The organism is Streptomyces sp. H27-C3 (assembly GCF_030063415.1).
In the GTDB taxonomy this organism is placed as follows: domain Bacteria; phylum Actinomycetota; class Actinomycetes; order Streptomycetales; family Streptomycetaceae; genus Streptomyces.
Genome location: NZ_JASITA010000038.1, coordinates 50,145 through 72,277, shown reverse-complemented (window position 1 = coordinate 72,277; position 22,133 = coordinate 50,145). Strand labels below are relative to the sequence as shown.

General features: G+C 69.5%; 22 protein-coding genes. 7 read left to right on the top strand and 15 right to left on the bottom strand.

Annotation, left to right across the window (positions count from 1 at the left end; genetic code table 11):
• Positions 1–238: 238 nt before the first annotated feature.
• From QMK30_RS30015 to QMK30_RS29990, 6 genes are all read right to left on the bottom strand, one after another.
• Positions 239–898 carry a TetR/AcrR family transcriptional regulator gene (locus tag QMK30_RS30015; RefSeq protein ID WP_283521468.1) on the bottom strand — a complete coding sequence of 220 codons (660 nt, stop codon included), beginning with the start codon at positions 896–898 and terminating at the stop codon, positions 239–241.
• 207 nt (positions 899–1,105) lie between these two features.
• Complete coding sequence (locus QMK30_RS30010; RefSeq protein ID WP_283521467.1) at positions 1,106–2,521, bottom strand: dicarboxylate/amino acid:cation symporter; 1,416 nt, start codon at positions 2,519–2,521, stop codon at positions 1,106–1,108.
• Between the two features lie 400 nt (positions 2,522–2,921).
• Positions 2,922–3,212 (bottom strand): DUF4229 domain-containing protein, encoded by a 291-nt coding sequence (locus tag QMK30_RS30005; RefSeq protein ID WP_283521466.1) that lies wholly within the window; start codon positions 3,210–3,212, stop codon positions 2,922–2,924.
• 65 nt (positions 3,213–3,277) lie between these two features.
• On the bottom strand, positions 3,278–3,802 hold the full coding sequence (locus QMK30_RS30000; protein ID WP_283521465.1) for a GNAT family N-acetyltransferase: 525 nt from the start codon (positions 3,800–3,802) through the stop codon (positions 3,278–3,280).
• A gap of 106 nt (positions 3,803–3,908) precedes the next feature.
• The gene (gene mqnE, locus QMK30_RS29995; RefSeq protein WP_283521464.1) at positions 3,909–5,087 is read right to left on the bottom strand and encodes an aminofutalosine synthase MqnE; all 1,179 of its coding nucleotides are present in this window, start codon (positions 5,085–5,087) and stop codon (positions 3,909–3,911) included.
• 62 nt (positions 5,088–5,149) lie between these two features.
• Positions 5,150–5,605, bottom strand: a complete 456-nt coding sequence (locus QMK30_RS29990) for an Lrp/AsnC family transcriptional regulator (RefSeq protein ID WP_283521463.1) — start codon at positions 5,603–5,605, stop codon at positions 5,150–5,152.
• A 123-nt stretch (positions 5,606–5,728) separates the two neighbouring features.
• Here QMK30_RS29990 and QMK30_RS29985 point away from each other — a divergent pair, with 123 nt between their 5' ends.
• Entirely contained in the window at positions 5,729–5,866 is a 138-nt protein-coding gene (locus QMK30_RS29985; RefSeq protein WP_283521462.1) for a hypothetical protein, read from the top strand.
• Here QMK30_RS29985 and QMK30_RS29980 read toward each other — a convergent pair.
• The gene (locus tag QMK30_RS29980; RefSeq protein WP_283521461.1) at positions 5,863–6,549 is read right to left on the bottom strand and encodes a UbiX family flavin prenyltransferase; all 687 of its coding nucleotides are present in this window, start codon (positions 6,547–6,549) and stop codon (positions 5,863–5,865) included. The two genes, QMK30_RS29985 and QMK30_RS29980, sit on opposite strands and share 4 nt — an antisense overlap.
• A gap of 120 nt (positions 6,550–6,669) precedes the next feature.
• On the opposite strand from QMK30_RS29980, the gene QMK30_RS29975 reads away from it, so the two are divergent.
• The gene (locus QMK30_RS29975; RefSeq protein ID WP_283521460.1) at positions 6,670–7,275 is read left to right on the top strand and encodes a rhomboid family intramembrane serine protease; all 606 of its coding nucleotides are present in this window, start codon (positions 6,670–6,672) and stop codon (positions 7,273–7,275) included.
• A 30-nt stretch (positions 7,276–7,305) separates the two neighbouring features.
• Here QMK30_RS29975 and mqnP read toward each other — a convergent pair whose 3' ends face one another.
• Positions 7,306–8,208: a menaquinone biosynthesis prenyltransferase MqnP gene (mqnP, locus tag QMK30_RS29970; RefSeq protein WP_283521459.1), complete on the bottom strand. Its 903-nt coding sequence runs from the start codon at positions 8,206–8,208 to the stop codon at positions 7,306–7,308.
• Positions 8,205–9,662 (bottom strand): menaquinone biosynthesis decarboxylase, encoded by a 1,458-nt coding sequence (locus tag QMK30_RS29965; RefSeq protein ID WP_283521458.1) that lies wholly within the window; start codon positions 9,660–9,662, stop codon positions 8,205–8,207. The genes mqnP and QMK30_RS29965 overlap by 4 nt, the downstream gene beginning before the upstream one ends.
• Before the next feature lie 88 nt (positions 9,663–9,750).
• Here QMK30_RS29965 and QMK30_RS29960 point away from each other — a divergent pair, with 88 nt between their 5' ends.
• Positions 9,751–10,206 (top strand): PLD nuclease N-terminal domain-containing protein, encoded by a 456-nt coding sequence (locus tag QMK30_RS29960; protein ID WP_283521457.1) that lies wholly within the window; start codon positions 9,751–9,753, stop codon positions 10,204–10,206.
• 70 nt (positions 10,207–10,276) lie between these two features.
• Here QMK30_RS29960 and QMK30_RS29955 read toward each other — a convergent pair whose 3' ends face one another.
• Positions 10,277–10,705, bottom strand: a complete 429-nt coding sequence (locus tag QMK30_RS29955) for a MarR family winged helix-turn-helix transcriptional regulator (protein ID WP_283521473.1) — start codon at positions 10,703–10,705, stop codon at positions 10,277–10,279.
• Between the two features lie 119 nt (positions 10,706–10,824).
• On the opposite strand from QMK30_RS29955, the gene QMK30_RS29950 reads away from it, so the two are divergent.
• The 4 genes from QMK30_RS29950 to QMK30_RS29935 all read left to right on the top strand — a co-directional run bounded on the left by QMK30_RS29950 (position 10,825) and on the right by QMK30_RS29935 (position 16,373).
• Positions 10,825–12,156 carry an aldehyde dehydrogenase family protein gene (locus QMK30_RS29950; protein WP_283521456.1) on the top strand — a complete coding sequence of 444 codons (1,332 nt, stop codon included), beginning with the start codon at positions 10,825–10,827 and terminating at the stop codon, positions 12,154–12,156.
• Between the two features lie 15 nt (positions 12,157–12,171).
• Positions 12,172–12,624 (top strand): nucleoside deaminase, encoded by a 453-nt coding sequence (locus tag QMK30_RS29945; RefSeq protein WP_283521455.1) that lies wholly within the window; start codon positions 12,172–12,174, stop codon positions 12,622–12,624.
• 130 nt (positions 12,625–12,754) lie between these two features.
• Positions 12,755–14,824 (top strand): hypothetical protein, encoded by a 2,070-nt coding sequence (locus tag QMK30_RS29940; RefSeq protein ID WP_283521454.1) that lies wholly within the window; start codon positions 12,755–12,757, stop codon positions 14,822–14,824.
• The gene (locus QMK30_RS29935; protein ID WP_283521453.1) at positions 14,817–16,373 is read left to right on the top strand and encodes an ABC transporter substrate-binding protein; all 1,557 of its coding nucleotides are present in this window, start codon (positions 14,817–14,819) and stop codon (positions 16,371–16,373) included. Before QMK30_RS29940 ends, QMK30_RS29935 begins: the two co-directional genes overlap by 8 nt.
• Before the next feature lie 185 nt (positions 16,374–16,558).
• On the opposite strand, the gene ccsB is transcribed toward QMK30_RS29935, so the two are convergent.
• From ccsB to QMK30_RS29910, 5 genes are all read right to left on the bottom strand, one after another.
• Entirely contained in the window at positions 16,559–17,626 is a 1,068-nt protein-coding gene (gene ccsB, locus QMK30_RS29930) for a c-type cytochrome biogenesis protein CcsB (RefSeq protein WP_283521452.1), read from the bottom strand.
• Positions 17,623–19,359: a cytochrome c biogenesis protein ResB gene (resB, locus tag QMK30_RS29925; RefSeq protein WP_283521451.1), complete on the bottom strand. Its 1,737-nt coding sequence runs from the start codon at positions 19,357–19,359 to the stop codon at positions 17,623–17,625. Before resB ends, ccsB begins: the two co-directional genes overlap by 4 nt.
• Before the next feature lie 4 nt (positions 19,360–19,363).
• Positions 19,364–20,131 carry a cytochrome c biogenesis CcdA family protein gene (locus QMK30_RS29920; protein WP_283521450.1) on the bottom strand — a complete coding sequence of 256 codons (768 nt, stop codon included), beginning with the start codon at positions 20,129–20,131 and terminating at the stop codon, positions 19,364–19,366.
• Between the two features lie 4 nt (positions 20,132–20,135).
• Positions 20,136–20,759, bottom strand: coding sequence for a TlpA family protein disulfide reductase (locus QMK30_RS29915; RefSeq protein ID WP_283521449.1), 624 nt, complete (start codon positions 20,757–20,759; stop codon positions 20,136–20,138).
• A 67-nt stretch (positions 20,760–20,826) separates the two neighbouring features.
• Positions 20,827–22,065: a polysaccharide deacetylase family protein gene (locus tag QMK30_RS29910; RefSeq protein WP_283521448.1), complete on the bottom strand. Its 1,239-nt coding sequence runs from the start codon at positions 22,063–22,065 to the stop codon at positions 20,827–20,829.
• Positions 22,066–22,133: the final 68 nt, after the last annotated feature.

Genomic DNA, 22,133 nt, shown 5'->3' with positions numbered 1-22,133 from the left:
CGTCTGGGGCCTTCGAATCCAAGGCGGAGGAGGGAGTGATGGCGGAGCCATCGCGACTGACGACAACGCCGGAGGCGGAGGTCCCAGGCGCCGCGACGCCGCTGCCAATCGTGGGTGAGGTCGTAAGTCACCGACATACAGGCCGAGTTCAGGGCGCCCGTCCTGCTTCCGTCCAGGATCACCTACGCCGCGGCGGGCAGCGCCTTCCAACTGCTCGGCCAGGACGGCCGCGTCCATCTCATCGGGCGGCTCGGCGGCCGGGCGACGGCGACCAGCGCTCCCCGTTCATGAGGTTCTCCAGGCCCGCCCAGGCGAGGTTCATCAGCGTCGCCGCCGTCTCCTTCGCCGGGGCACCGGTGGCGACGTTCGCCCAGCCGGCGAGCGATTCGGCGGCGCCCACCAGCGCATGGGCGATTCCGGCGACCTCCCGGTCGGCCAGCTCGGGGTCGCAGTCGCCCTCGCGGGCCGCGGCGCCGATCAGATAGGTGACGAACGCGATGATCTCCTCCCGCATCGTGGCGACCTCGGCGGCGAACGGCTCCCCATGGGTACGGGCCTGGTTGTGCAGCACCGCCCACCCGTCCGGGTTCTCCGCGGTGTGCGTGAAGAACGCCCGCAGCCCGTGCCACAGCTGGCGGTCGGCAGGGACCCCGGGCTCGACCCCGGCCCGTACCGCCGCGACGAGCGCGGCGGCCTCCCGCCGGATGCACGCCGCGAACAGCTCTTCCTTGGAATTCAGATACAGATAGACCAGCGGCTTGGACACCCCGGCCAGCTCCGCGATCTCGTCCATCGACGCGGCCCGGTACCCCCGCTGCCCGAAGGTCTGCACGGCAGCGTCCATCATCTGCCGCTCCCGTACGGCACGCGGCAGCCGCTTGCCCCTGACAGCACCCACGTCCCAGATCCCTCCGCCCCCGCGCCACACGCCGCGACTGGCGCCCCACAAGCGTACGGGCGTGCGGGAGTTCACCGGACGCACACAGACGGCGGTGCCCCCGGCCACCAGGCCGGGGGCACCGCCGTACAGGTCACACCGCGAACGCCGTGGCCGCTCCCGCCGCTTACGACCTCGGGGGCAATGGTGCGCGGGCCCCCGAGGTCGTTACGCGGGGACCGGGACGGACGCCTTCTGGTCCGCGTCGCGCGCGTCGTCACGCTCGTCCTCGCGTACGTCGTCCTGCGCGTCCTCACGCAGGACGAACGCGTCGATCGGGGAAGCCGAGGCCGAGTTGTACGCGTCGTGGTCGAGGATCTTCTCGCGGGCCGCGACGATGACCGGGACCAGGGCCTGGCCTGCGACGTTGGTCGCGGTGCGCATCATGTCGAGGATCGGGTCGATGGCCATCAGCAGGCCCACGCCCTCCAGCGGGAGGCCCAGCGTGGAGAGGGTCAGGGTCAGCATGACCGTGGCGCCGGTCAGGCCGGCGGTGGCCGCCGAGCCGATGACCGAGACGAACGCGATCAGCAGGTAGTCCTGGATGCCGAGCTGCACGTCGAAGATCTGCGCGATGAAGATCGCGGCGAGCGCCGGGTAGATCGCGGCGCAGCCGTCCATCTTGGTCGTCGCGCCGAACGGCACGGCGAAGGACGCGTACTCCTTCGGCACGCCGAGGCGCTCGGTGACCTGCTGGGTGACCGGCATGGTGCCGACCGAGGAGCGGGAGACGAACGCCAGCTGGATGGCGGGCCAGGCGCCCTTGAAGAACTGCAGCGGGCTGACCTTGGCGACCGTCGCGAGCAGCAGCGGGTAGACGCCGAACATGACCAGGGCGCAGCCGATGTAGACGTCGGCGGTGAAGGTCGCGTACTTGCTGATCAGGTCCCAGCCGTAGTCGGCGATGGCGAAGCCGATGAGGCCGATGGTGCCGATCGGCGCGAGGCGGATGACCCACCACAGGGCCTTCTGGAGCAGTTCGAGCACGGAGGCGCTGAGCTTGAGGATCGGCTCGGCCTTCGCGCCGAGCTGGAGGGCCGCGATACCGGCCACGGCGGCCATGAAGACGATCTGCAGCACGTTCAGTTGGGTGAACGGCGTGATGACGTCGGTGGGCACGATGCCGGTCAGGAAGTCGATCCAGGAGCCGGAGCCCTCGGGCTTCTTGCCGTCCTTCGGCGTGAGGCCGGTGCCGGCGCCCGGGTTGGTGAGCAGGCCGATCGCGATACCGATGGCGACCGCGATCAGCGAGGTGATCATGAACCAGAGCAGCGTACGGCTGGCCAGCCTGGCGGCGTTGTTGACCTTACGCAGGTTGGTGATCGACACCAGGATGGCGAAGAAGACCAGCGGAGCGACGGCCAGCTTCAGCAGCTGGATGAAGATGCCGCCGAGCTGCTCAAGGGTGGTCTTGAGCCAGGTGATGTCCTGGCTGCGGGCGAGCCAGCCGAAGAGGACGCCGAGCACCAGACCGGTGATGATCTGGGCCCAGAAGGGGAACTTGTCGGTTATTCGGAAGCGAGGCTTCGACTTGTCGGTGAGCTTCTCGGGCTGCTCGGGCGCGGTCGCGGAGTTCGCGGACACGGACACACTCCGTTGATTACGTACGGGTGCCGTACGGGGATTCGGGACGGGGGTGCGGCGGCCGTGAGCTGCACGAGGGAGCTGGGCGTCGCCGCTGCGCGATGTCGCTTCTGGGTCAGATGTGGCGGCGACAGGCCGCGGACATGCAGCGGCAGAGATCGACATGCAGGCGCGCCACGAGCGGAACGCTCATGCCAATGCGGGGCGCGGCTGCTGTCTTCATAGCGAACACGTTAACACTTGTACTTTGAGAACATCAAAGCTCTGCTTTGGGTGCGAAACCGCCGAACCGGGTTCACGACCGGGCGAAACGACGACGCCCCAGTCCCGGAGCGGGTGCTCCGGAACTGGGGCGTCGTGGGATGTGACGAACCTTACGCAGCCCTTACGGGACTGAGCCCTACCGCGTAAGCCCGTCTTCCTGGCTGCGGTTGGAGTCGAGGCGGGCCTTCGTGTGATCCACACGCTCGGCGATCTTCGCCGACATCGCGTCGCGCTGCTTGCGCAGCAGCACGAAGCTGAGCGGCGCGGAGATGACGATCGCGAGCATCAGGACCCACAGCAGGTTGGATTCGCCGAGACCGGCCGGGAGCACCCGGAAGTACACCAGGGCCCAGATCACGAAGAAGCAGCCGACGAACACGCCGAGGCGCATCGCGGTGTAGCGAACCGTTGCGTGCTTGATGCTCACGGAGGGACCTTCTTCTCAACGACAACCGAAAGGGTCACCACCAGTCAAGCACAGCCCCCTATTCATCAGGTCAGGGGCTGGAGCATCACGATGTCGTCGCGGTCGTCGCCGGGCGCCACCCGGATCGCGCCGGGCACCCGCCCGACCTCCTTGTAGCCGCAGGACGCGTAGAAGCGGTCCACGCCGGTGCCGCCGCGGCAGGTCAGCCGGATCGCTTCGATCCCGTCGAAGGTCCTGGCCGCGTCGGCGGTGGCCGCCATCAGATCGCGACCGTAGCCCTTGCCCTGATGCGCCGGGTGCACCATCACCGTGTAGAGCCAGAGCCAGTGGGTCATCAGCCGGTGCGCGTTGTACGTGAGGAAGGCCGCGGCGGCGACAGCGCCCTGCTCGTCGTACCCGACGAGCAGCCGGGTGCGCCCCTGGGCCATCGCGACGAAGTGCCTGACCAGCTCGGGGCGGATCTCCTCGACACTCACCGGCGGTACGAACCCCACGGCGCCGCCCGCGTTGCTGACATCGGCCCAGAGCGCGAGGAGACCGTCACGAAGGGCGGCGTCGACCGGCGGGTCCAGCTCAAAGGTAAGGGGCATATCTCGAGCTTAAGCATTACCCCTGACCAACCTCAAACCATGTCCAGCACGCGAGAGGCCCCGGCGCGATCCCACGCGCCGGGGCCTACGGAACAGCAGGACGGCGTCAGACGCGCATCGCCTGCGGCGACTCGCGGCGCGCCTCGTCCGGGCCCGGGTACTCACGGATGATCTCGTACTTGGTGTTGCGCTCGACCGGGCGGAACCCGGCGTCGCGGATCAGCTCAAGGAGATCCTCGCGGCCCAGCTTGTTCGGCGTGCCGTAGTTGTCCGCGTCGTGCGTGATCTTGTACTCGACGACCGAGCCGTCCATGTCGTCGGCGCCGTGCTGCAGCGCGAGCTGCGAGGTCTGGACGCCGTGCATCGGCCAGAAGACCTTGACGTGCGCGATGTTGTCGAAGAGCAGACGCGAGACCGCGAAGGTCTTGAGCGCGTCGGCGCCGCTGGCCATCGTCGTCCGCGCCTGGAGCTTGTTGCGGACCTTGCCGTCCTTCATGTCCTCGAAGTCGTGCTGGTAGCGCAGCGGGATGAAGACCTGGAACCCGTTGGTCTCGTCCTGGAGCTCACGCAGCCGCAGCACGTGGTCCACGCGGTGGCGCGGCTCCTCGATGTGCCCGTACAGCATCGTCACCGGGGTCTTGAGACCCTTCTCGTGCGCGAGGCGGTGGATGCGCGACCAGTCTTCCCAGTGGGTGTTGTGGTCCACGATGTGCTGGCGGACCTCCCAGTCGAAGATCTCCGCACCGCCACCGGTCAGCGACTCCAGACCGGCGTCGATCAGCTCGTCGAGGATCTCGGAGGCGGAAAGCCCCGAGATCGTCTCGAAGTGGTGGATCTCGGTGGCCGTGAACGCCTTGAGGGCGACCTGCGGGAGGGCTTCCTTCAGGGCGCTGAGCGAGCGCGGGTAGTAGCGCCAGGGCAGCGTGGGGTGCAGCCCGTTGACGATGTGCAGCTCGGTGAGGTTCTCGTTCTCCATCGCCTTCGCGAGGCGGACGGCCTCCTCGATACGCATCGTGTACGCGTCCTTCTCGCCCGGCTTGCGCTGGAACGAGCAGTACGCGCACGACGCGGTGCACACGTTCGTCATGTTGAGGTGACGGTTGATGTTGAAGTGGACGACATCGCCGTTCTTCCGCGTACGCACCTCGTGCGCCAGACCGCCCAGCCAGGCCAGATCGTCCGACTCGTAGAGGGCGATGCCGTCCTCACGGGTGAGCCGCTCCCCGGCCCGGACCTTCTGCTCCAGCTCACGCTTGAGCCCCACATCTTGAACAGACGCAGTCATCAGGCCGCCTCCCACTAGTCTCCGTAAAACAAACCCTCGATCAAACCCCCACCAAGGTACGCCTAGCCCTCCTCGGGAAGTTCCCCGACCCGGTTCTCCCACTTGGTGGAGAGCACGATCGTGGTCCTGGTGCGGGACACCCCACGGGTGCCGGAGAGCCTGCGGATCGTCTTCTCCAGGTCGTCCACGTCACCCACCCTGACCTTGAGCATGTACGAGTCGTCGCCCGCGATGAACCAGGCGTCCTCGATCTCCGCGAGATCCTTCAGCCGGTGCGCCACGTCCTCGTGGTCGGCCGCGTCCGAGAGCGAGATGCCGATCAGGGCCGTGACCCCGAGGCCCAGCGACTTGGAGTCGACCGTCGCGCGGTAGCCGGTGATGACCCCCGCCGTCTCCAGCCGGTTGATGCGGTCGGTGACGCTCGGCCCGGAGAGCCCGACGAGCCGGCCGAGCTCGGCGTACGAGGCCCTGCCGTTCTCTCTGAGGGCCTGGATGAGCTGCCTATCCACGGCGTCCATATGCCTTAAGCCTTCCATTATTCAGCGATCACGCGAGTTTACATATAGAATCTAAGGCACACAGGGCCGACACCCTGTGAATCTTTCAAACGATCACAGTCGAACTTCAGGAGTGAACCCACCGTGTACACGCTCGAGATGGCCTATGCCCGCATGCGCTCGTTGCAGGAGCTGGCCGACCGCTCGCGTGACCACCAGCTCGCCACCTCGCACCGCGCCGACAAGGCGCGTACCGCGCGCGGCGACAAGAAGAAGCGCTAAGCCCCACGGGAGCCCCCCAGCTTCCCTTCCCAACGGCGGTACAGGCTGTGCGGCACCCCTGCCGCGTCCAGCACCCGCCCCGCGACGAAGTCCACCAGATCCTGGATGTGCGTCGCACCCGCGTAGAACGCCGGTGAGGCGGGCAGCACCACGGCGCCCGCCTCGTCCAGCGTCACCAGGTGCCTGAGCGTCTGCCCGTTCAGCGGCGTCTCGCGCACGGCGACCACCAGCTTGCGGCGCTCCTTGAGCGTCACGCTCGCCACCCGTTGCAGCAGGTCCTTCGAGAGCCCCAGCGCGACCCCGGCCACGCTCGCCGTGGACGCCGGGACGATGAGCATCCCCTTGACCGGATACGAACCCGACGAGGGCCCGGCGGCCAGATCCCCGGCCGCCCAGTGCCGTACGTCGCCCACATCGGCCGTGAACGTGTCCGGCTTGCCGTCCGCGCCCCGCGCCAGCCAGGTCCGCAGATCGTCCTGCCAGTGGGCGTCGCGGAACGCGATGCCCGTCTCGTCGAGCAGCGTCAGCCGCGAGGCCCGGCTGACCACCAGGTCCACGCTCTCCCCCGCGTCCAGCAGGCCACGCAGCACGGCGGCGGCGTACGGGGTGCCCGACGCACCGGAAACTCCGACGATCCACGGCCGTCGCGGCGGCTGCTGAGTGTGTACAAGTCCTGGCTCCACGTGCCCGAGCCTATCCGGGCGCCCCGCACCCGGCCCGAGTCAGGTGCCCAGGACCGGAACCGAGTCAGGTGCCCCGCACGTTCAACAGGACAGAACCGCACGCGAAGCCAGGGGGCCGCCATGCAGGGAACCACCCTTCTACAGAGCCGGTCCGACCGGGCGAAGGCCGCTGCCGCGCTGATGCTCGGGTGGGTCGCGCTGCTGTGGGCGCTCGAAGCGATCGACGCGGCGACCGGGGCCCTCGACACGTTCGGGCTGAGCCCGCGCGAGGTCGGCGAGCTGCGCGACGTACTCCCGATGGCGTTCCTGCACCACGGCTTCGACCACGTCGCGTCGAACAGCGTCCCGCTGCTGATCCTCGGCTTCCTCGCCGCCCTCAGCGGGGTCCGCCGGTTCGTCGCCGTCGCCTTCACGATCATGCTCGTCGGTGGTCTGGGCGTCTGGCTCACCGCCCCGGACCACTCCAACACCGCGGGCGCGTCCGGCGTCGTCTTCGGTCTCTTCGGCTATCTGCTGGTCCGCGGCTTCATCGACCGCAAGCCGGTCGACATCGCCGTCGGAGTCGCGGTCGCCGCGATCTACGGCTCCCTGCTGTGGGGCGTGCTCCCCACCAACCCGGCCATCAGCTGGCAGGGCCATCTGTTCGGGCTGATGGGCGGGGTGCTCGCCGCGTTCCTGTTCCGGCGGCGGGCACAGCGCAGGTCCCTGCCGCCGCTCAACGGGTGACGTCCATCCGGCTCGCGCCGCTCACACCGCTCAGACCGTGAGGCCGCGCACCAGCAGATCGAGCAGCGCGCACACGAACAGGGCGATGCCGATGAACCCGTTGACCTGGAAGAACGCCCGGTTGAGCCGGGACAGGTCGTGCGGCTTCACGACGGTGTGCTCGTAGAGGAAGGCCGCGACCACGATCACCAGGCCGATCCAGAAGAACGCGCCGGCGTCGGTGGCCAGCGCGTACCAGACCAGCAGCAGCGTGGTCACCGCGTGGCAGGCGCGCGCGCCGTACAGCGCGGCGGGGATGCCGAAGCGGGCCGGGACCGACTTCACGCCGTGCGCGCGGTCCGCGTGGACGTCCTGGCTGCCGAAGATCAGGTCGAAGCCGCCGATCCAGACGCCGACCGCGAGACCGAGGATCGCCGCGTCCCAGGACCACTCGCCGGTGATCGCGATCCAGGCGCCGACCGGGCCCATGGCCTGGGCGATGCCGAGGATCGCGTGCGGGAAGTTGGTGAAGCGCTTCCCGTACGGATAGACCACCATCGGGACGACGGCGACCGGCGCGAGGGCCAGGCAGAGCGGGTTGAGCAGGGCCGCGGCGCCGAGGAAGACGACGACGGCGACGATCGCGCCGGTCCACGCCGACCGGACGGAGACCACACCGGTGACCAACTCGCGGTTGGCGGTGCGAGGGTTACGGGCGTCGAGCTCGCGGTCGATGATGCGGTTGCACGCCATCGCGAAGGTACGCAGCCCGACCATCGCGATGGTGACGAGCAGCAGCTTGCCCCAGTGGATGTTCTTGTCCAGCTGGAACATCGCGGTGAGCGCGGCGATGTAGGCGAAGGGCAGCGCGAAGACCGAGTGCTCGATCATCACGAGACGCAGGAAGGCCTTGGTCCGGCCCGGCTGCGGGAGGGCGGCCGCGGCGGAGGTCACAGGCCGTACTCCTTCCAGCGGCGGTCGACCTTGGCCGCCGTCCCCGGGTCCGACTCGACCATGTTCGGCCAGCCTCCGTCCCGTACGTAGCCCTCCTCAGGCAGCTTCTTCGTCGCGTCGACGCCTGCCTTGCCGCCCCAGAACTGCTGGTACGACGCGTGGTCGAGGTGATCGACCGGGCCCTCGGTGACCACCAGGTCGCGCGAGTAGTCGACGTTCCCGAAGGCCCGCCACGCCACCTCGTGGTAGTTGTGCACGTCGCAGTCGGAGTCGACCACGACGATCAGCTTCTCCAGGGACAGCATGTGCGCGCCCCAGATCGCCGACATCACCTTCTGCGCGTGCTTCGGGTACTTCTTGTCGATCGACACGATGATGCAGTTGTGGAAGCCGCCCGCCTCTGGCAGGTGGTAGTCCACGATGTCCGGCACGATCACCTTGAGCAGCGGCAGGAAGAACCGCTCCGTCGCCCGGCCCAGCGGCCCGTCCTCGGTCGGCGGACGGCCGACCACGATCGACTGGAGCAGCGGGCGCCGCCGCATCGTGATCGTGTCGATCGTCAGCGCGGGGAAGTCCTCCTGCGGCGTGTAGAAGCCGGTGTGGTCGCCGAACGGCCCCTCGGGAAGCATGTTCCCGGGCTCCAGCCACCCCTCAAGGACGACCTCGGCGTGCGCGGGGACCTGGAGCGGGACCGTCTTGCAGTCGACCATCTCGACGCGCTTGCCCTGGAGGAAGCCCGCGAAGAGGTACTCGTCGATGTCCCCGGGCAGCGGCGCGGTCGACGCGTACGTCACGGCCGGCGGCGCGCCGAAGGCGATGGCGACCGGCAGCCGCTCACCGCGCCGCGCGGCCACCTGGTAGTGGTTGCGGCTGTCCTTGTGGATCTGCCAGTGCATGCCGATGGTGCGCTTGTCGTGGCGCTGGAGCCGGTACAGACCGAGGTTGCGCACACCCGACTCCGGGTCCTTGGTGTGCGTCAGGCCCAGGTTGAAGAACGAGCCGCCGTCCTCGGGCCAGGTGAAGAGCGCCGGGAGCCTGTCGAGGTCCACGTCGCCGCCGGTGAGGACGACTTCCTGGACGGGCGCGGCGTCCGACTTCACCTTCTTGGGCGGTACGTGCGCCATGCTGCCGAGCTTCCCGAAGGCCTCCCTGACCCCCATGAAGCCCTGCGGCAGCTCGGGCTTGAGCAGCCCGCCGATCTTGTCGCTGATGTCGTCGTACGACTTCAGGCCGAGCGACTTGAGCAACCGGCGGTCGGTCCCGAAGACGTTCATCGCCAGGGGCATCGACGAGCCCTTGACGTTCTCGAAGAGGAGCGCCGGGCCGCCCGCCTTGTTCACCCGGTCGACGATCTCCCCGACTTCCAGGTGCGGGTCGACTTCGGCCTTGATGCGCAGGAGGTCGCCCTCGCGCTCCAGCGCCCGGAGCAGGGAGCGAAGATCGTCGTAAGCCATGCGATCCAGTATCCGGTACGCACTACGCTGGCCACGTCACCGGGGCCGCGCACGGTCCCCGCGGTCCGTGTTCTGGGGGCTTGTCTTCATGCTCAGGTATCTGCCGTTCCTGCTTGTTCTGGCGCTGTGGATCTACGCCTTCATCGACTGCCTCAACACCCCGGAGAAAGAGGTCCGCCACCTGCCGAAGGTGGTGTGGGTGATCATCGTGCTGCTCTTCGGCGAGGTGCTCATCGGCCCGGTCGCGTGGCTCGCGGTGGGCAAGGTGCGCGGTGGCCCTCGGGACGGTTCGGCAGGGCCCGGCGGGCGGCGCGGCGGACGGCCGAAGTGGACCGCGCCCGACGACAACCCGGAGTTCCTGGCGTCGCTGCGGGACGACAACAAGGCCGCGAAGGCCGACGAGAACAAGAAGGACGAGCCCTCGTCCGAGGCCGTGGAGGCCCGGGAGGCGGACCTGCGCCGCCGCGAGGAGGAGCTCAAGCGCCGCGAGAGCGGCAACGGCCCCGGTACGGGCCCCGACGACGCCGCGCCGCCGAAGGCCTGACACCGGCGTACACCCCTCTTCAGCAGGTCAGGCCGCTACCGAAGGCCTGATCCCGGCGTACGCCCCCACTTCAGCGGGTCAGGAGCTGCCCCAGCCGTTCGAGCAGGGGCAGCAGAGCCTTGCGCTCCTCCGGGGTGAGCGCTTCCAGGGCCGCGTGCACGGTCCGCATCTCGGCGCGGATGCGCAGCGCGAGCTCGGTACCCGCCGGCGTACGGCTCGCGACCTTGCTGCGGCGGTCGCCGGGGGCCGGGTCGCGGCGGACGAGGCCGCCGGTCTCCATGCGGGCGATGAGCCCGGTGGCGTTGGACGCGTCGCACACCAGATGGTCCGCGAGGGCCCGCATCGGCATGGGCTCGTTCAGCGCGACAAGCGCGCGGGCCTGGGCTGTACTGAGGCCGTGACGAGTGGCCACGACGGTGAGGTCGTCATGGTGTGCGCGGACCACGAGAGCCAGCGGTTCCATCAGGGCGCCCGGTTCGGGGCCCGCCGGGTCGGTCATGTCGGCCACTTCACTCCTCCCACTCGCTTCACTTGACATGCTCAATCTTTGGTAGTTACATGTATCTAATTGCTTGACCATATCAAGGTTATGCCGCCGCGCGACGCGAGGAGAAGACCGTGCCCACCACCGCAGAGAAGACCGGGACCGAGACGCCCGCCCAGCTCGTCGCCCGACTGCGCGCCACCTTCCGCACCCGCCGCACCACGCCGCCGGCCTGGCGCACCGGCCAGCTGCGGCAGCTGCGCGCCCTGCTGACCGAGCGTGGCGACGAGATCGCCGAGGCACTGAACGCCGACCTCGGCAAGAGCCGCAAAGAGGCCTACCGCACCGAGATCGACTTCACGGTCCGCGAGATCGACCACACCCTGGACCACCTGGAGAAGTGGCTGCTGCCCGAGCCCGCTCCCGTACCGGCCGCGCTCGGCGGGGCCACTGCCTGGACGGTGCAGGACCCGCTCGGCCTGGTCCTCGTCATCGCACCGTGGAACTACCCGGTCCAGCTGCTGCTCGCCCCCGTCGTGGGCGCGCTGGCCGCGGGCAACTGCGTGGTCGTCAAGCCCAGCGAGCTGGCCCCCGCCACTTCCGCCACGCTGGCCCGGCTGCTCCCCGAGTACCTGGACACCGACGCCTTCGGCGTCGTCGAGGGCGCCGTCCCGGAGACCACGGCCCTCCTTGAGCAGCACTTCGACCACATCTTCTACACCGGCAACGGCGCGGTCGGCCGGATCGTCATGACCGCGGCCGCCCGCAACCTCACCCCGGTCACGCTCGAACTCGGCGGCAAGTCACCAGTGTTCGTCGACCGTGACGCCGACATCGCCGTCGTCGCCGGGCGGCTGGTCGCAGGCAAGTTCCTCAACGCGGGCCAGACCTGCGTCGCCCCCGACTACGTACTGACCGACCCCGAGACCTCCGCCGCGCTGCAGACCGCGCTCGCGAAGGCCGTCGAGGCGCTGTTCGGGGCCGACCCCGCGCAGAGCCCGGAGTACGGGCGCATCGTCAACGAGCGCCACTTCGACCGGCTGGTGGGCCTCCTGGACTCCGGGCGCACCGTGACGGGCGGCGCCCACGACCGTACGACGAAGTACATCGCCCCGACCGTGCTCGCCGATGTGGCGCCGGACTCCCCCGTGATGCGCGAGGAGATCTTCGGCCCCGTCCTGCCCCTCGTCGAGGTCGCCGGCCTCGACGAGGCCATCGCCTTCATCAACGACCGCGACAAGCCGCTGGCCCTGTACGCGTTCACCGAGTCGGCCGTCACCCGCGACCGGCTGTCGGCCGAGACCTCGTCGGGCGCGCTGGGCCTGGGGCTGCCGCTCGCCCATCTCACCGTGTCCGACCTGCCGTTCGGCGGCGTCGGCGAGAGCGGCATGGGCAATTACCACGGGCGCTACTCCCTCGAAACGTTCAGCCACCGCAAGGCGGTGCTGGACAAGCCGCTCGGCTGACGCACAGTGGACGCCATGGACCAGGGACAGGCACGGGAATGGCTGGCGACCGCCGTCGCGGAAGCGCGGGCGGGTCTCGCCGAGGGCGGCGTCCCCATCGGCGCCGCCCTGTACGGCGCGGACGGCACGCTCCTGGGGCGCGGCCACAACCGCCGCGTCCAGGACGGCGACCCGTCCATGCACGCGGAGACGGCGGCGTTCCGCGCGGCCGGGCGGCAGCGCTCGTACCGGGGCACAACGATGGTGACCACGCTCTCCCCCTGCTGGTACTGCAGCGGCCTGGTGAGGCAGTTCGGGATCTCGCGGGTCGTCATCGGCGAGTCGCTGACCTTCCGCGGCGGGCACGGCTGGCTGGCCGAGCACGGCGTGCGGATCGTGCAGCTCGACGACCCCGAGTGCGTCGCCCTGATGCGCGACTTCATCAGGGACCACCCGGACCTGTGGAACGAGGACATCGGCGACGACTGACCGGAGGTCGCTCCCTCCCCACCCCCCGGATCATCTGACGATCCGTCCGGAATTTCCGGACACAGCAACCCCCCGTCGATATCCTGGTGTTGACGCTGTGCAGAACATGTCGCGTGGCACGGGGGGTGCTGTGGAACGACAGTTGTACGGACGCGAGGCGATATTCGGCCAGGCCGGGCTCGCCGCGCGTCTGACCGGCCTCGCCCCGGCCGGCTTCGCCAAGGTCGCGTACGAGCACGGTGACGACCCACCCGTCGTCGTCCTGACCGGCGGACGCGGCATGGGCAAGACCGCCGTACTCAAGCAGCTCCGGCACGTCTACCGCCCCGGCACGCCCGTCGCCTTCCTCGACTGCGATTCCGTCCCCCCGCCCGCCGACCACGGCCCCGGCTGGACACCCGTCACCGGGGCCCTGACCGAGCTCGCCATCCAGCTCGCGCCCAAGGTGCCCGCGGGAAAGGCGGTCCAGTTCCCGCGGCTCGCCCTCGGCCTGGTGGCCGTCGCCAGCACCGGCTGGACCAGCGACGACGACGAACAGGCGCGGCGCGACCTGCTGCGCCTGGGCCCGGTCCTCGCCACCGTCAACGAGAAGAAGGGCCCGGCGCCCGGCTGGGTCGGCGAACTGCTCACGACGCTCGCCGGGCTCGTCCTGGAGGGCGCCGCACCTGTCGTCGGCATGGTCGCGGAGAAGACCGTCGAGACCGTCGTCGCCGAGCTGTTCGGCTGGGCGCAGAAGCGCACGGCACCCTGGTACGGCTCGTACCCGAATGCCGGGGACAGCGGCACCCGCGGACTGCGCCTGCTCGCCGTGGACTTCGAGCGCGGCGGCGAACTGCGCGCCCGCGCCGAGGCCCACCTGGTGTCCGCGCTGATCACCGACCTGTCCCACGCCTACCGGGGCCTGGCCGGGAGCGGCGCCCGCCGGGGCCGCCCGCTGATCCTGCTCGACAACGCCCATCTCCCGCTCGGCCGGGCCCTCGTGGAGCCGGTGCTCCGTCGGCGCAGCGGGAGCGGCCACCGCGACCAGGTCGTCGTCTTCGCCACGTCCCGGATGCGCGCACACGAGGGGCTGCGGCACGCCAACCGCCTCCGGCTCCCCGAGGTCGCACACACCGCGCCGTGTCCACGCGGCACCGACGTCACCTCCGGCATCCTCGCCGTCGAGCTCACCCCGCTCAGCCCCGCACACGTACGCACGGCCTTCGACCGGTACGACCCCTCCCGTCGTACGCCGTCGGGGCTGGCCCGCGGGGTGCACCGGCTGACCGGCGGGCGTCCGCTGGGCGCCATACTGCTCGCGCAGGCGGCCGGGGAGGCCGGGGAAGCGGCGTCGTTGGTGCCCGGCGCGCTGTTCGACCGCACCGTCGAGCTGCGCGAGGACCAGCCGCCGGTGACGGTCGCCAAGGAGCTGCTCGACCGGCTGCTGCCGCCCGGTCTACGCCGCGACACCCTCGCCGTGCTCGCCGCCGCGCACGGCGAGGACTCCGCACGGCTGCTCGCCAGGACCCGGCTGCGCGGCGAGTCGTACGACGGCGATGTCGCCCTGCGCGTACGGGACATGCTGCTCGCCGAGGACTGGCCGGTGGGGCCCGAGCACTTCATCGCCGATCCGCTGTTGCGCGCCCTGCTGCTGCACCGGCTGCGGTTCCACGACGGCGACCATCCGTCGTACGCGGTGTGGCGGGCGGTGCACGAGACGCTGCACTCCGCGTACGGCGAGCAGCACCCGGCCTTCCGCCTCCACCAGGAGCTGGTCCTCGGGCAGGCCGAGGACTGTGTGACACGTCTGCGTGAGACGTTCCCGGCGGCGGGGGTGCTCGGCTGGCTCGGCGAGCTGCGCTTCATCGCCTCCGCGCCCTACCCCCGTCGGCGCGACGGCGGCCCCGATCCGCGGCGGGCGGCGGCCCTGGGGCAGGAGGCCCCGCCGGAGCTACCGCCCGGCCTGGGCCACGACGAGGCCGAACTGCATCTGCGGCTGCGGAGATTGCTGCACGCGGTGTGGCTGCTGTCCGATCCGCTGGTTCTCCCGGACGACGAGGTGATCGACAAAATGGCGCACGAGCTAAGGCAGTTGTCCGGACAGCATCTGACGGGCAACGGCGTGCTGTGGGACGCCGCTTCCCACTGGCCGAGGGACATCAGGGCCTGGCGGGCGCCGAGCATGCCGCCGGGCCGGGACGAGGGGGACTCCGATGCGTAACCGGTTGCGTTACCACGTCTGGTACTCCACCAGGCAGCGGATCATGACCTGCGTGCTGGTGGCCGTACTGATCACCGGCGGCACCCTCATCGCCGTCGATCAGGCCAACGACCCCGAGGACCGCTCGTGTGCGGCGGGCGTGGAGCGGCCTGCGGGCAGCGACGAGTGCATCGGGGTGTCCAGCGGTGGATTCGACTTTTCCGTAACGGAGTTGAAGGACGTCGTCCGGGCGATCGACCGGGAGAACGACACGCTCAAGGAGGGGTCGTACGCGACGGTGGCGCTGATGCTGCCGTTCACGTCCACCGACAAGGGCATGCGGACCAAGATCCTGCACGAGACGCAGGGGGCGTACCTCCAGCAGTACCGGGCCAACCACGAATCCAACGGGGAGGTGCCCAAGATCCGCCTCGTCCTCGCCAACACCGGTAAGAACAACGCGCATTGGGCGATCGTCGTGGAGCGCCTCGGCGACATGACCGACGCACCGGACCGGCTGCGCGCGGTGTCCGGCGTGGCCACCAGCAGCGCGCCGGTGAAACTGGCGGTGGCGGAGCTGACCGCACGCCGGGGCATCGCGGTCGTCGGCACCACCATCACGGCCGACGACATCGCCAACGGAGGCGGCGGCAAGGACCCCTACCCGGGGCTGGCCCGGGTCTCGCCGACCAACCGCGACGAGGCGCGCGCCCTGGCCCGGTTCGGCAAGGTCGAGGCCGACAAGGCGCTCCTGGTGCAGGACACCGTCACGGGAGACCACTACACGGACACGCTCCGGACGGCGTTCGCGGGCCTGCTCAAGGGCGCGCCGTACGAGCCGCAGCTCTTCACCTCCCCCGACGACCCCACCGAGGAGGGCACCACCCCCAACACCTTCCGCCAGATCACCCACCTCATCTGCGACACCAGGGCGGACACGGTGTACTTCGCCGGACGTCACACCCAACTGCGCCAATTCATCAACGCGTTGAGCGCCCGCGGCTGCCGGGAGCGCGCGTTCACGGTGCTCACCGGCGACGAGGGTTCCTACCTGGGCGGCGACAAGAAGCTGAACCGGGACGCGCTGAGCTCCAAGGTGACCGTGCGCTATGCGGCGCTCGCCCACCCCGACACCTGGGCGGACCCCAGGAAGACTCCGAAGACGGGCGGCTCCCCGGCGGCGTACCGGACTTTCACGGATCTGCTCGCGCGCGCGGCGAAGCCGGGCATCGGCCCGATCGGCGCCACCTCACTCGGCGACGGGCAGGCGATCGTGGCGTACGACGCGCTGGCCCTGGCCGTGCACGGCATCAGGCAGGCGACGGGCGAAGGCCAACAGGTGCCGGACGCGGCCGAGGTGGCCGGGCAGTGGACGAGAGTGAAGGGCTCGCTGCGGGTCGAGGGGGCGAGCGGCTGGATCTGCCTGGACAATCACGGCAACCCGTACAACAAGGCGGTGCCGGTGGTGGAGCTGGCCCGCGACGGCACCCAGCGCTTCGTGGAGGTGGCCTGGCCGGAGGGCAGGCCACCGCCGAGGACGTGCCTGCCGCCGGGCGGAGCGGGGTCCTAGCGGACGGCCGGGGGGTGCAGCCGCCGGCCGAGACGTACCTCGCCCAGCTGCGGGCCCTCTTCGACCGCTCAGCACGAGTGGGGCCGTGGGGACGCTCGCCCCCTCACGGCAAAGGCCGGTCCCCCACGACCCAGGTCGCAGGAAACCGGCCTCCGCAGCCGTACGGCAATGGCCGAATATCCGCGTCAGACGCCCGCGTACGAGTGCTTGCCGTTCAGGAAGATGTTCACGCCGTAGTAGTTGAACAGCCAGCAGCCGAAGGCGAAGAGCGCCAGGTAGGCCGCCTTGCGGCCCTTCCAGCCCGCCGTCGCGCGGGCGTGCAGGTAGCAGGCGTACGCGACCCACGTGATGAAGGACCAGACCTCCTTGGGGTCCCAGCCCCAGTAGCGGCCCCACGCGTCGCCCGCCCAGATCGCGCCCGCGATGATCGTGAACGTCCACAGCGGGAAGACGGCCGCGTTCACGCGGTACGAGAACTTGTCGAGCGTCGCCGCCGACGGCAGCCGCTCCAGGACCGACGTGGCGAAGATGCCGGGCTTGCGGCCGGCGGCGAGCTTCGCCTCGTACGAGTCGCGGAAGAGGTAGAGCAGGGTGCCGACCGCGCCGAGGTAGAAGACCGCGCCGCAGAAGATCGCGGTGGAGACGTGGATCCACAGCCAGTACGAGTCGAGCGCCGGGACCAGCTGGTCGCTGTCGGTGTAGAGCCACTTGGTGGCGATACCGAGGTCCAGGAGGACCGTGGTGACCAGCGGCAGGCCAGCCCAGCGGACGTTCTTCTTCGCGGCCAGGAAGACCAGGTAGACCGCCACGAGCACCGTGGAGAAGGTGATCGAGAACTCGTACATGTTGCCCCACGGCGCGCGCTGCACCGACATCGCGCGGGACACGACGCCGGCTGCCTCGATGAGGAACGCCAGGGCGGTCAGCGAGATGGCGACGCGTCCGTAGAGGTCGCCCTTCTCCGTGCCGCCGGCCGCGCCGGGGCCGTCCGGGACGTCACGGGAGCCGGCCGGGGCGCGGGTGACGACCTGGGGCTTGTCGAGTACGGCGACGGAGCCTGCGGCCGGGGCGGCGGCCTGCTCCGATGCCTTGCCCGTCAGCGCGGCGGCGGTGCGGCCCACCTTGCTGCGGCTGCCGAGGACCCACTCGGCGATGTGGGCGAAGAAGGCCAGCAGGTAGATGGCCATCGACGAATAGATCAGCACATTGCTGATGTTGGCGAGGTTCTCGTTGGTCTCGGCCGCGAGATTCACGCGCGGGCTCCTTCGGCGGGTTCAGCAGGATCTGCGGGGTCGGGCGCTGAGGGCGCGGGTGGCGCGGTCGGCGCCTCGGTGTTCAGCTTGGCGGCCAGGTCGGCCAGTTCCTCGGGGAGCTTCGTGGACTCACTGCGGCCGAGCCCCGCCATCTCGACGACGGTGACACCGTCCTCGCCGCGTGCGGCCCGGATCCAGATCCGGCGCCGCTGGATGAACAGCGAGCCCGACAGGCCCGCGATGGCCGCGACGGCTCCGATCAGCGCGAGCTGGGTGCCCGGCTGCTGGGAGATCTGGAACGTCGCCCACTCCTTCACGTCCTTCTCGAACGTGACGGTGCCCGCGCCGCCGGGAAGCTGCATGGTCTCGCCGGGCGCGAGGCGCTGCTTGAGGTCCGCGCCCTTCGCGTCCTTGAACGGCTTCATCTTGCGCTTGTCGAGCTGGTACACGTTCTGCGCCAGGCCCGCGTCGACGCCCAGGCTGCCGTGGAAGGCGTTGAGTGCGAGCCGCGGGTCGTCGAGGCCGGGGTACTGGGAGAGCATCGTGCCCTGGCCCGCGCCCGCGAACGTCGGTACGAAGAAGGCCTGGAAGCCGAGCTGGTCCTTCTTGCCGTTCTTGTCGCGGTAACCGTCCATGACCTTGACCGCGCCGGACGAGGTGACGTTGGAGTCCATCGGCAGCATGGGGACCGCGCCCGAGAAGACCTTCTTGCCCTTGCCGTCCCTGACGGTGACCACCGGCGCGTAGCCGTGCCCGATGAGGTGGACCTTGGAGCCGTCGACCGTCAGCGGTTCGTTCACCTCGATGACGGCCTTCTTCTCCGGGCCGTCCGAGCCCTTCGCGTACCGCACGTGCGCCTCGTAGACGCGGGGCGTGCCGCGCTGGGGGCCACTGCGCTCGTACGTCCCGACGAACTTCTCCAGCCCGAAGCTGAAGGGCGCCAGGTCGTGGTCCTTGTCGAAGAGCGTCCCGGACTTGAAATCGTCGTACTGCGTGAGCGTGTTGGCGAAGCCGCCGCCCTGGACGACCAGCTTGCCGCCCTCGGACTTGAAGAGCTGCCCGGTGGCGAACGACACCAGCATCACGATGAGCGCGATGTGGAAGAGGAGATTGCCGGTCTCGCGCAGATAGCCCTTCTCCGCGGCGACCGCGTCGCCCGCCGAGTGGGCCCGGTAGCGGCGCTTCTTCATCATCGCCAGCGCGGCCTCGCGCACCTGCTCGGGCTCCGCGTCGGTGCGCCACGTCGTGTACGCGGGCAGCCGCGTCAGGCGCTTGGGGGCGCCCGGCGGGCGGCTGCGCAACTGGCCGACGAACTGCCAGGTGCGCGGCACGATGCAGCCGATGAGCGAGATGAAGAGGAGCAGGTAGATCGCGGAGAACCACACCGAGCTGTAGACGTGGAACAGGCCCAGGTCGTCATAGATCGGCGAGAGCGTCTTGTGCAGCTCGCGGAAGTCGGCGACCTTGCCCTCGTCGACGCTGGTCTGCGGGATCAGCGAGCCGGGGATGGAGCCGAGCGACAGCATGAAGAGCAGCAGCAGCGCCACCCGCATCGAGGTCAGCTGCCGCCAGAACCAGCGCGCCCAGCCGACCACGCCGAGCGTGGGCATGCTGAGGCCGGTGTCCTCGCGGGGCGCCGTGGACAGCTGGGCGCCGGCCGCGCCGAGGCCCTGGTCCTTCTGCTCTTCGGTGTCCCCGGAGGTGTCCGCGGGCCCTGTCTTGGTCTTGCTCATGGAACTAGATCCCCACCACGAAGCCGTTGGTCCAGCCTTGCATGTCCTGGACGAGGCCGTTCCAGACGCCGGTGACCAGCAGCAGGCCGGTCGTGATCATCATGAGCCCGCCGATGCGCATCACCCAGACGTAGTGCTTCTTCACCCAGCTGAACGCGCCGAGCGCCTTGCGGAACGCCACCGCGGCCAGCACGAAGGGCACACCGAGGCCGAGGCAGTACGCGACGGTCAGTATCGCCCCGCGCCCCGCGCTCGCCTGCTCGGCGGAGAGGGCGATCACCGAGGCGAGCGTCGGGCCGATGCAGGGCGTCCAGCCGATGCCGAACAGGGCGCCCAGGACGGGCGCGCCCACCAGCCCGGCCACCGGCCGCTTGTGGAAGCGAAATTCGCGCTGGGTGAGCCAGGGCATCATGCCCATGAAGAAGATGCCCATCAGGATCATCAGCCCACCGAGCACCTGGGAGAGGATCTCCTGGTGCTCCTGGAGTGTGGAGCCGAAGTAGCCGAAGAGCGCCCCGCCGGAGACGAACACGGCGGTGAATCCGATGACGAAGAGCGAGGCCCCCGCGACCATCCGGCCGCGCTTGGCCTCCGCGAGGTCGGTGCCGCTGATGCCGGTGACGTACGACAGATAGCCGGGGACGAGCGGCAGCACGCAGGGCGAGAAGAACGAGACGAGGCCGCCTGCGACGGCGATCGGTACCGCGAGAAGCAGCGCGCCGCTCAGAACCGTCGGGTTCGGATCGGAGATCACCGCGGCCAGAACACTCACAGGATCACTTCTCCGCGATCAACGGGTCGATCATCTGGCGCAGCTTCTTCTCATTGAGGGCGGTGAGCGTGCGGGCCGCGATCCGGCCCTCCCGGTCGATGACGATCGTCGACGGAATGGCCTGCGGATTCAGGCTGCCCTTGGGGAAGCGCAGAATGAGCTTGCCGATCGGGTCGTACAGGCTCGGATAAGCGACGCCGTAATCTTCCTCGAACTTGCGCGCCGGGTCCTTGGTGTCGTCGCGGGTGTTGATCCCCACGAACTCGACGCCGTCGGACTTGGTGTCTTTGGCGACCTTCGAGAAATGCGGTGCCTCGGCGCGGCAGGGCGGGCACCAGGAGCCCCAGACATTCATGACGACGACCTTGCCCTTGAAGTCGCCGATGTCGAGCTTCTTGCCTTCGAGCGTCGTGCCGTCGAGCCGGGGCGCGTCCTGCCGGTCGCCCTTGGCGACGGTGGAGATGCCGCTGTCGCCGGTGACGAACTTGGCGCCGCCGGTGCCCGACGACGTACTCCCGTCGCCGCCGCACGCCGACAGGGTCAGCGCGCCGACGACCGCGACGGCAGCTGCGGCGGCCGCGTGGCGGGTGTGGTTCGAGCGGCGGCGGGGGGCGCGTCCAAGGCTCATGTGAAAAGTTTCGCATGAGCGTTCCCGTGATCTTCCGCGCCCCCCATGGTGCCCGTAAAGCCCCTTGTCAAGAGGTGGTAAGGAAGCTCTTCCAGCCGCCGGTCGGCGCCTGGCCGACTTCGAGCGAACGCAGTTTGGCGAGCACCTGCGGGTCCTGGACGTCGAGCCAGTCGCAGAACTGCCGGAAGGAGACCAGGCGTACGTCCTTCTTCCCGGCCATGCCCTTGATCGCCTCTTCCACGGCGTCCATGTAGATGCCGCCGTTCCACTGCTCGAAGTGGTTGCCGATGTAGAAGGGCGCGCGATTGCTCTCGTACGCACGCTTGAAACCGGCGAGATACGCGCCCGCGGCCTCCTGCTTCCATCCCGGGTAACGCGCGGGCGGGCCCTTGGTCGAATTCTTCGACTGGTTCGCGAGCATGTTGTAGTCCATCGAGAGCACCTCGAAGGAATGCCCCGGGAACGGGACGGCCTGGAGCGGCAGGTCCCACAGGTCCTTGCGCTTCACAGGCCACATCTGACGGCCGCCGGGCGAGCTGGCGTCGTAGCGCCAGCCGAGCTTCTTCGCCGTCGGCAGCAGATTGTCCTGGCCGAGCAGACACGGCGTACGGCCGCCGACGAGTTCCTTCTCGTAGTCGAAGGGCAGCGGGTCGAGGTCGGTCCAGCCGCTGTTCGTCTTCCACTCGGTGACGAAGGACTTCGCCTGGGCGGTCTCGCTCTCCCACTGGGCGGGCGTCCAGTTGCCGACGGAGCCGGAGCCCGCGCAGAAGTGCCCGTTGAAGTGGGTGCCTATCTCGTGGCCGTCGAGCCAGGCCTGGCGTACGCCCTTGAGCGTGGCCTTGATGTGGTCGTCGGTGAGATAGCCGATGTCGGAGGCACCGACCGGGTTGTTCGGCGGCTTGTAGAGGTCCTTCTTCGCCTCGGGCAGCAGGTAGAGGCCGGAGAGGAAGAAGGTCATCGCCGCGTCGTGGTCCTTGGCGACCTTCAGGAAGCGCGGGAAGAGGCCGTTGCCGACCTCGCCCGCGCCGTCCCAGGAGAAGATCACGAACTGCGGCGGGGTCTCGCCGGGCTCCAGGGGGACGGGCTTCTTCGGCTGGTGCGGCTGCTTGCCGGTGTCGGCGGTGGAGCCGTCGCCTATGAGACGTATCTCGGGCTTGTCGGCCCCGCCCCCACCGCCGTCACCCTTGCCCTTGTCGGAGCCCGGCCGCCCCGAACCCGAGTCGGAGGCACCGCAGCCGGCGACCCCGACCGCGGCCGCCGCTCCAACTCCCAGTCCCAGCAGGCCCCTTCGACTGATGTCGCGCATACCGTCCCCATCCGAACTCGTCATACTCGTCGTCCATAGAAATGGACATCGAGTGAGATGACGTGACG

Coding starts and splice junctions, on each gene's coding strand:
- QMK30_RS29915 (WP_283521449.1), bottom strand. CDS start 20,759: ATGAGCCTTGGACGCGCCCCCCGCCGCCGCTCGAACCACACCCGCCAC.
- QMK30_RS29945 (WP_283521455.1), top strand. CDS start 12,172: ATGGACCAGGGACAGGCACGGGAATGGCTGGCGACCGCCGTCGCGGAA.
- QMK30_RS29975 (WP_283521460.1), top strand. CDS start 6,670: ATGCAGGGAACCACCCTTCTACAGAGCCGGTCCGACCGGGCGAAGGCC.
- QMK30_RS29910 (WP_283521448.1), bottom strand. CDS start 22,065: ATGCGCGACATCAGTCGAAGGGGCCTGCTGGGACTGGGAGTTGGAGCG.
- QMK30_RS29955 (WP_283521473.1), bottom strand. CDS start 10,705: ATGACCGACCCGGCGGGCCCCGAACCGGGCGCCCTGATGGAACCGCTG.
- QMK30_RS30000 (WP_283521465.1), bottom strand. CDS start 3,802: ATGCCCCTTACCTTTGAGCTGGACCCGCCGGTCGACGCCGCCCTTCGT.
- QMK30_RS29960 (WP_283521457.1), top strand. CDS start 9,751: ATGCTCAGGTATCTGCCGTTCCTGCTTGTTCTGGCGCTGTGGATCTAC.
- QMK30_RS29990 (WP_283521463.1), bottom strand. CDS start 5,605: ATGGACGCCGTGGATAGGCAGCTCATCCAGGCCCTCAGAGAGAACGGC.
- QMK30_RS29935 (WP_283521453.1), top strand. CDS start 14,817: ATGCGTAACCGGTTGCGTTACCACGTCTGGTACTCCACCAGGCAGCGG.
- mqnE (WP_283521464.1), bottom strand. CDS start 5,087: ATGACTGCGTCTGTTCAAGATGTGGGGCTCAAGCGTGAGCTGGAGCAG.
- QMK30_RS29965 (WP_283521458.1), bottom strand. CDS start 9,662: ATGGCTTACGACGATCTTCGCTCCCTGCTCCGGGCGCTGGAGCGCGAG.
- resB (WP_283521451.1), bottom strand. CDS start 19,359: ATGAGCAAGACCAAGACAGGGCCCGCGGACACCTCCGGGGACACCGAA.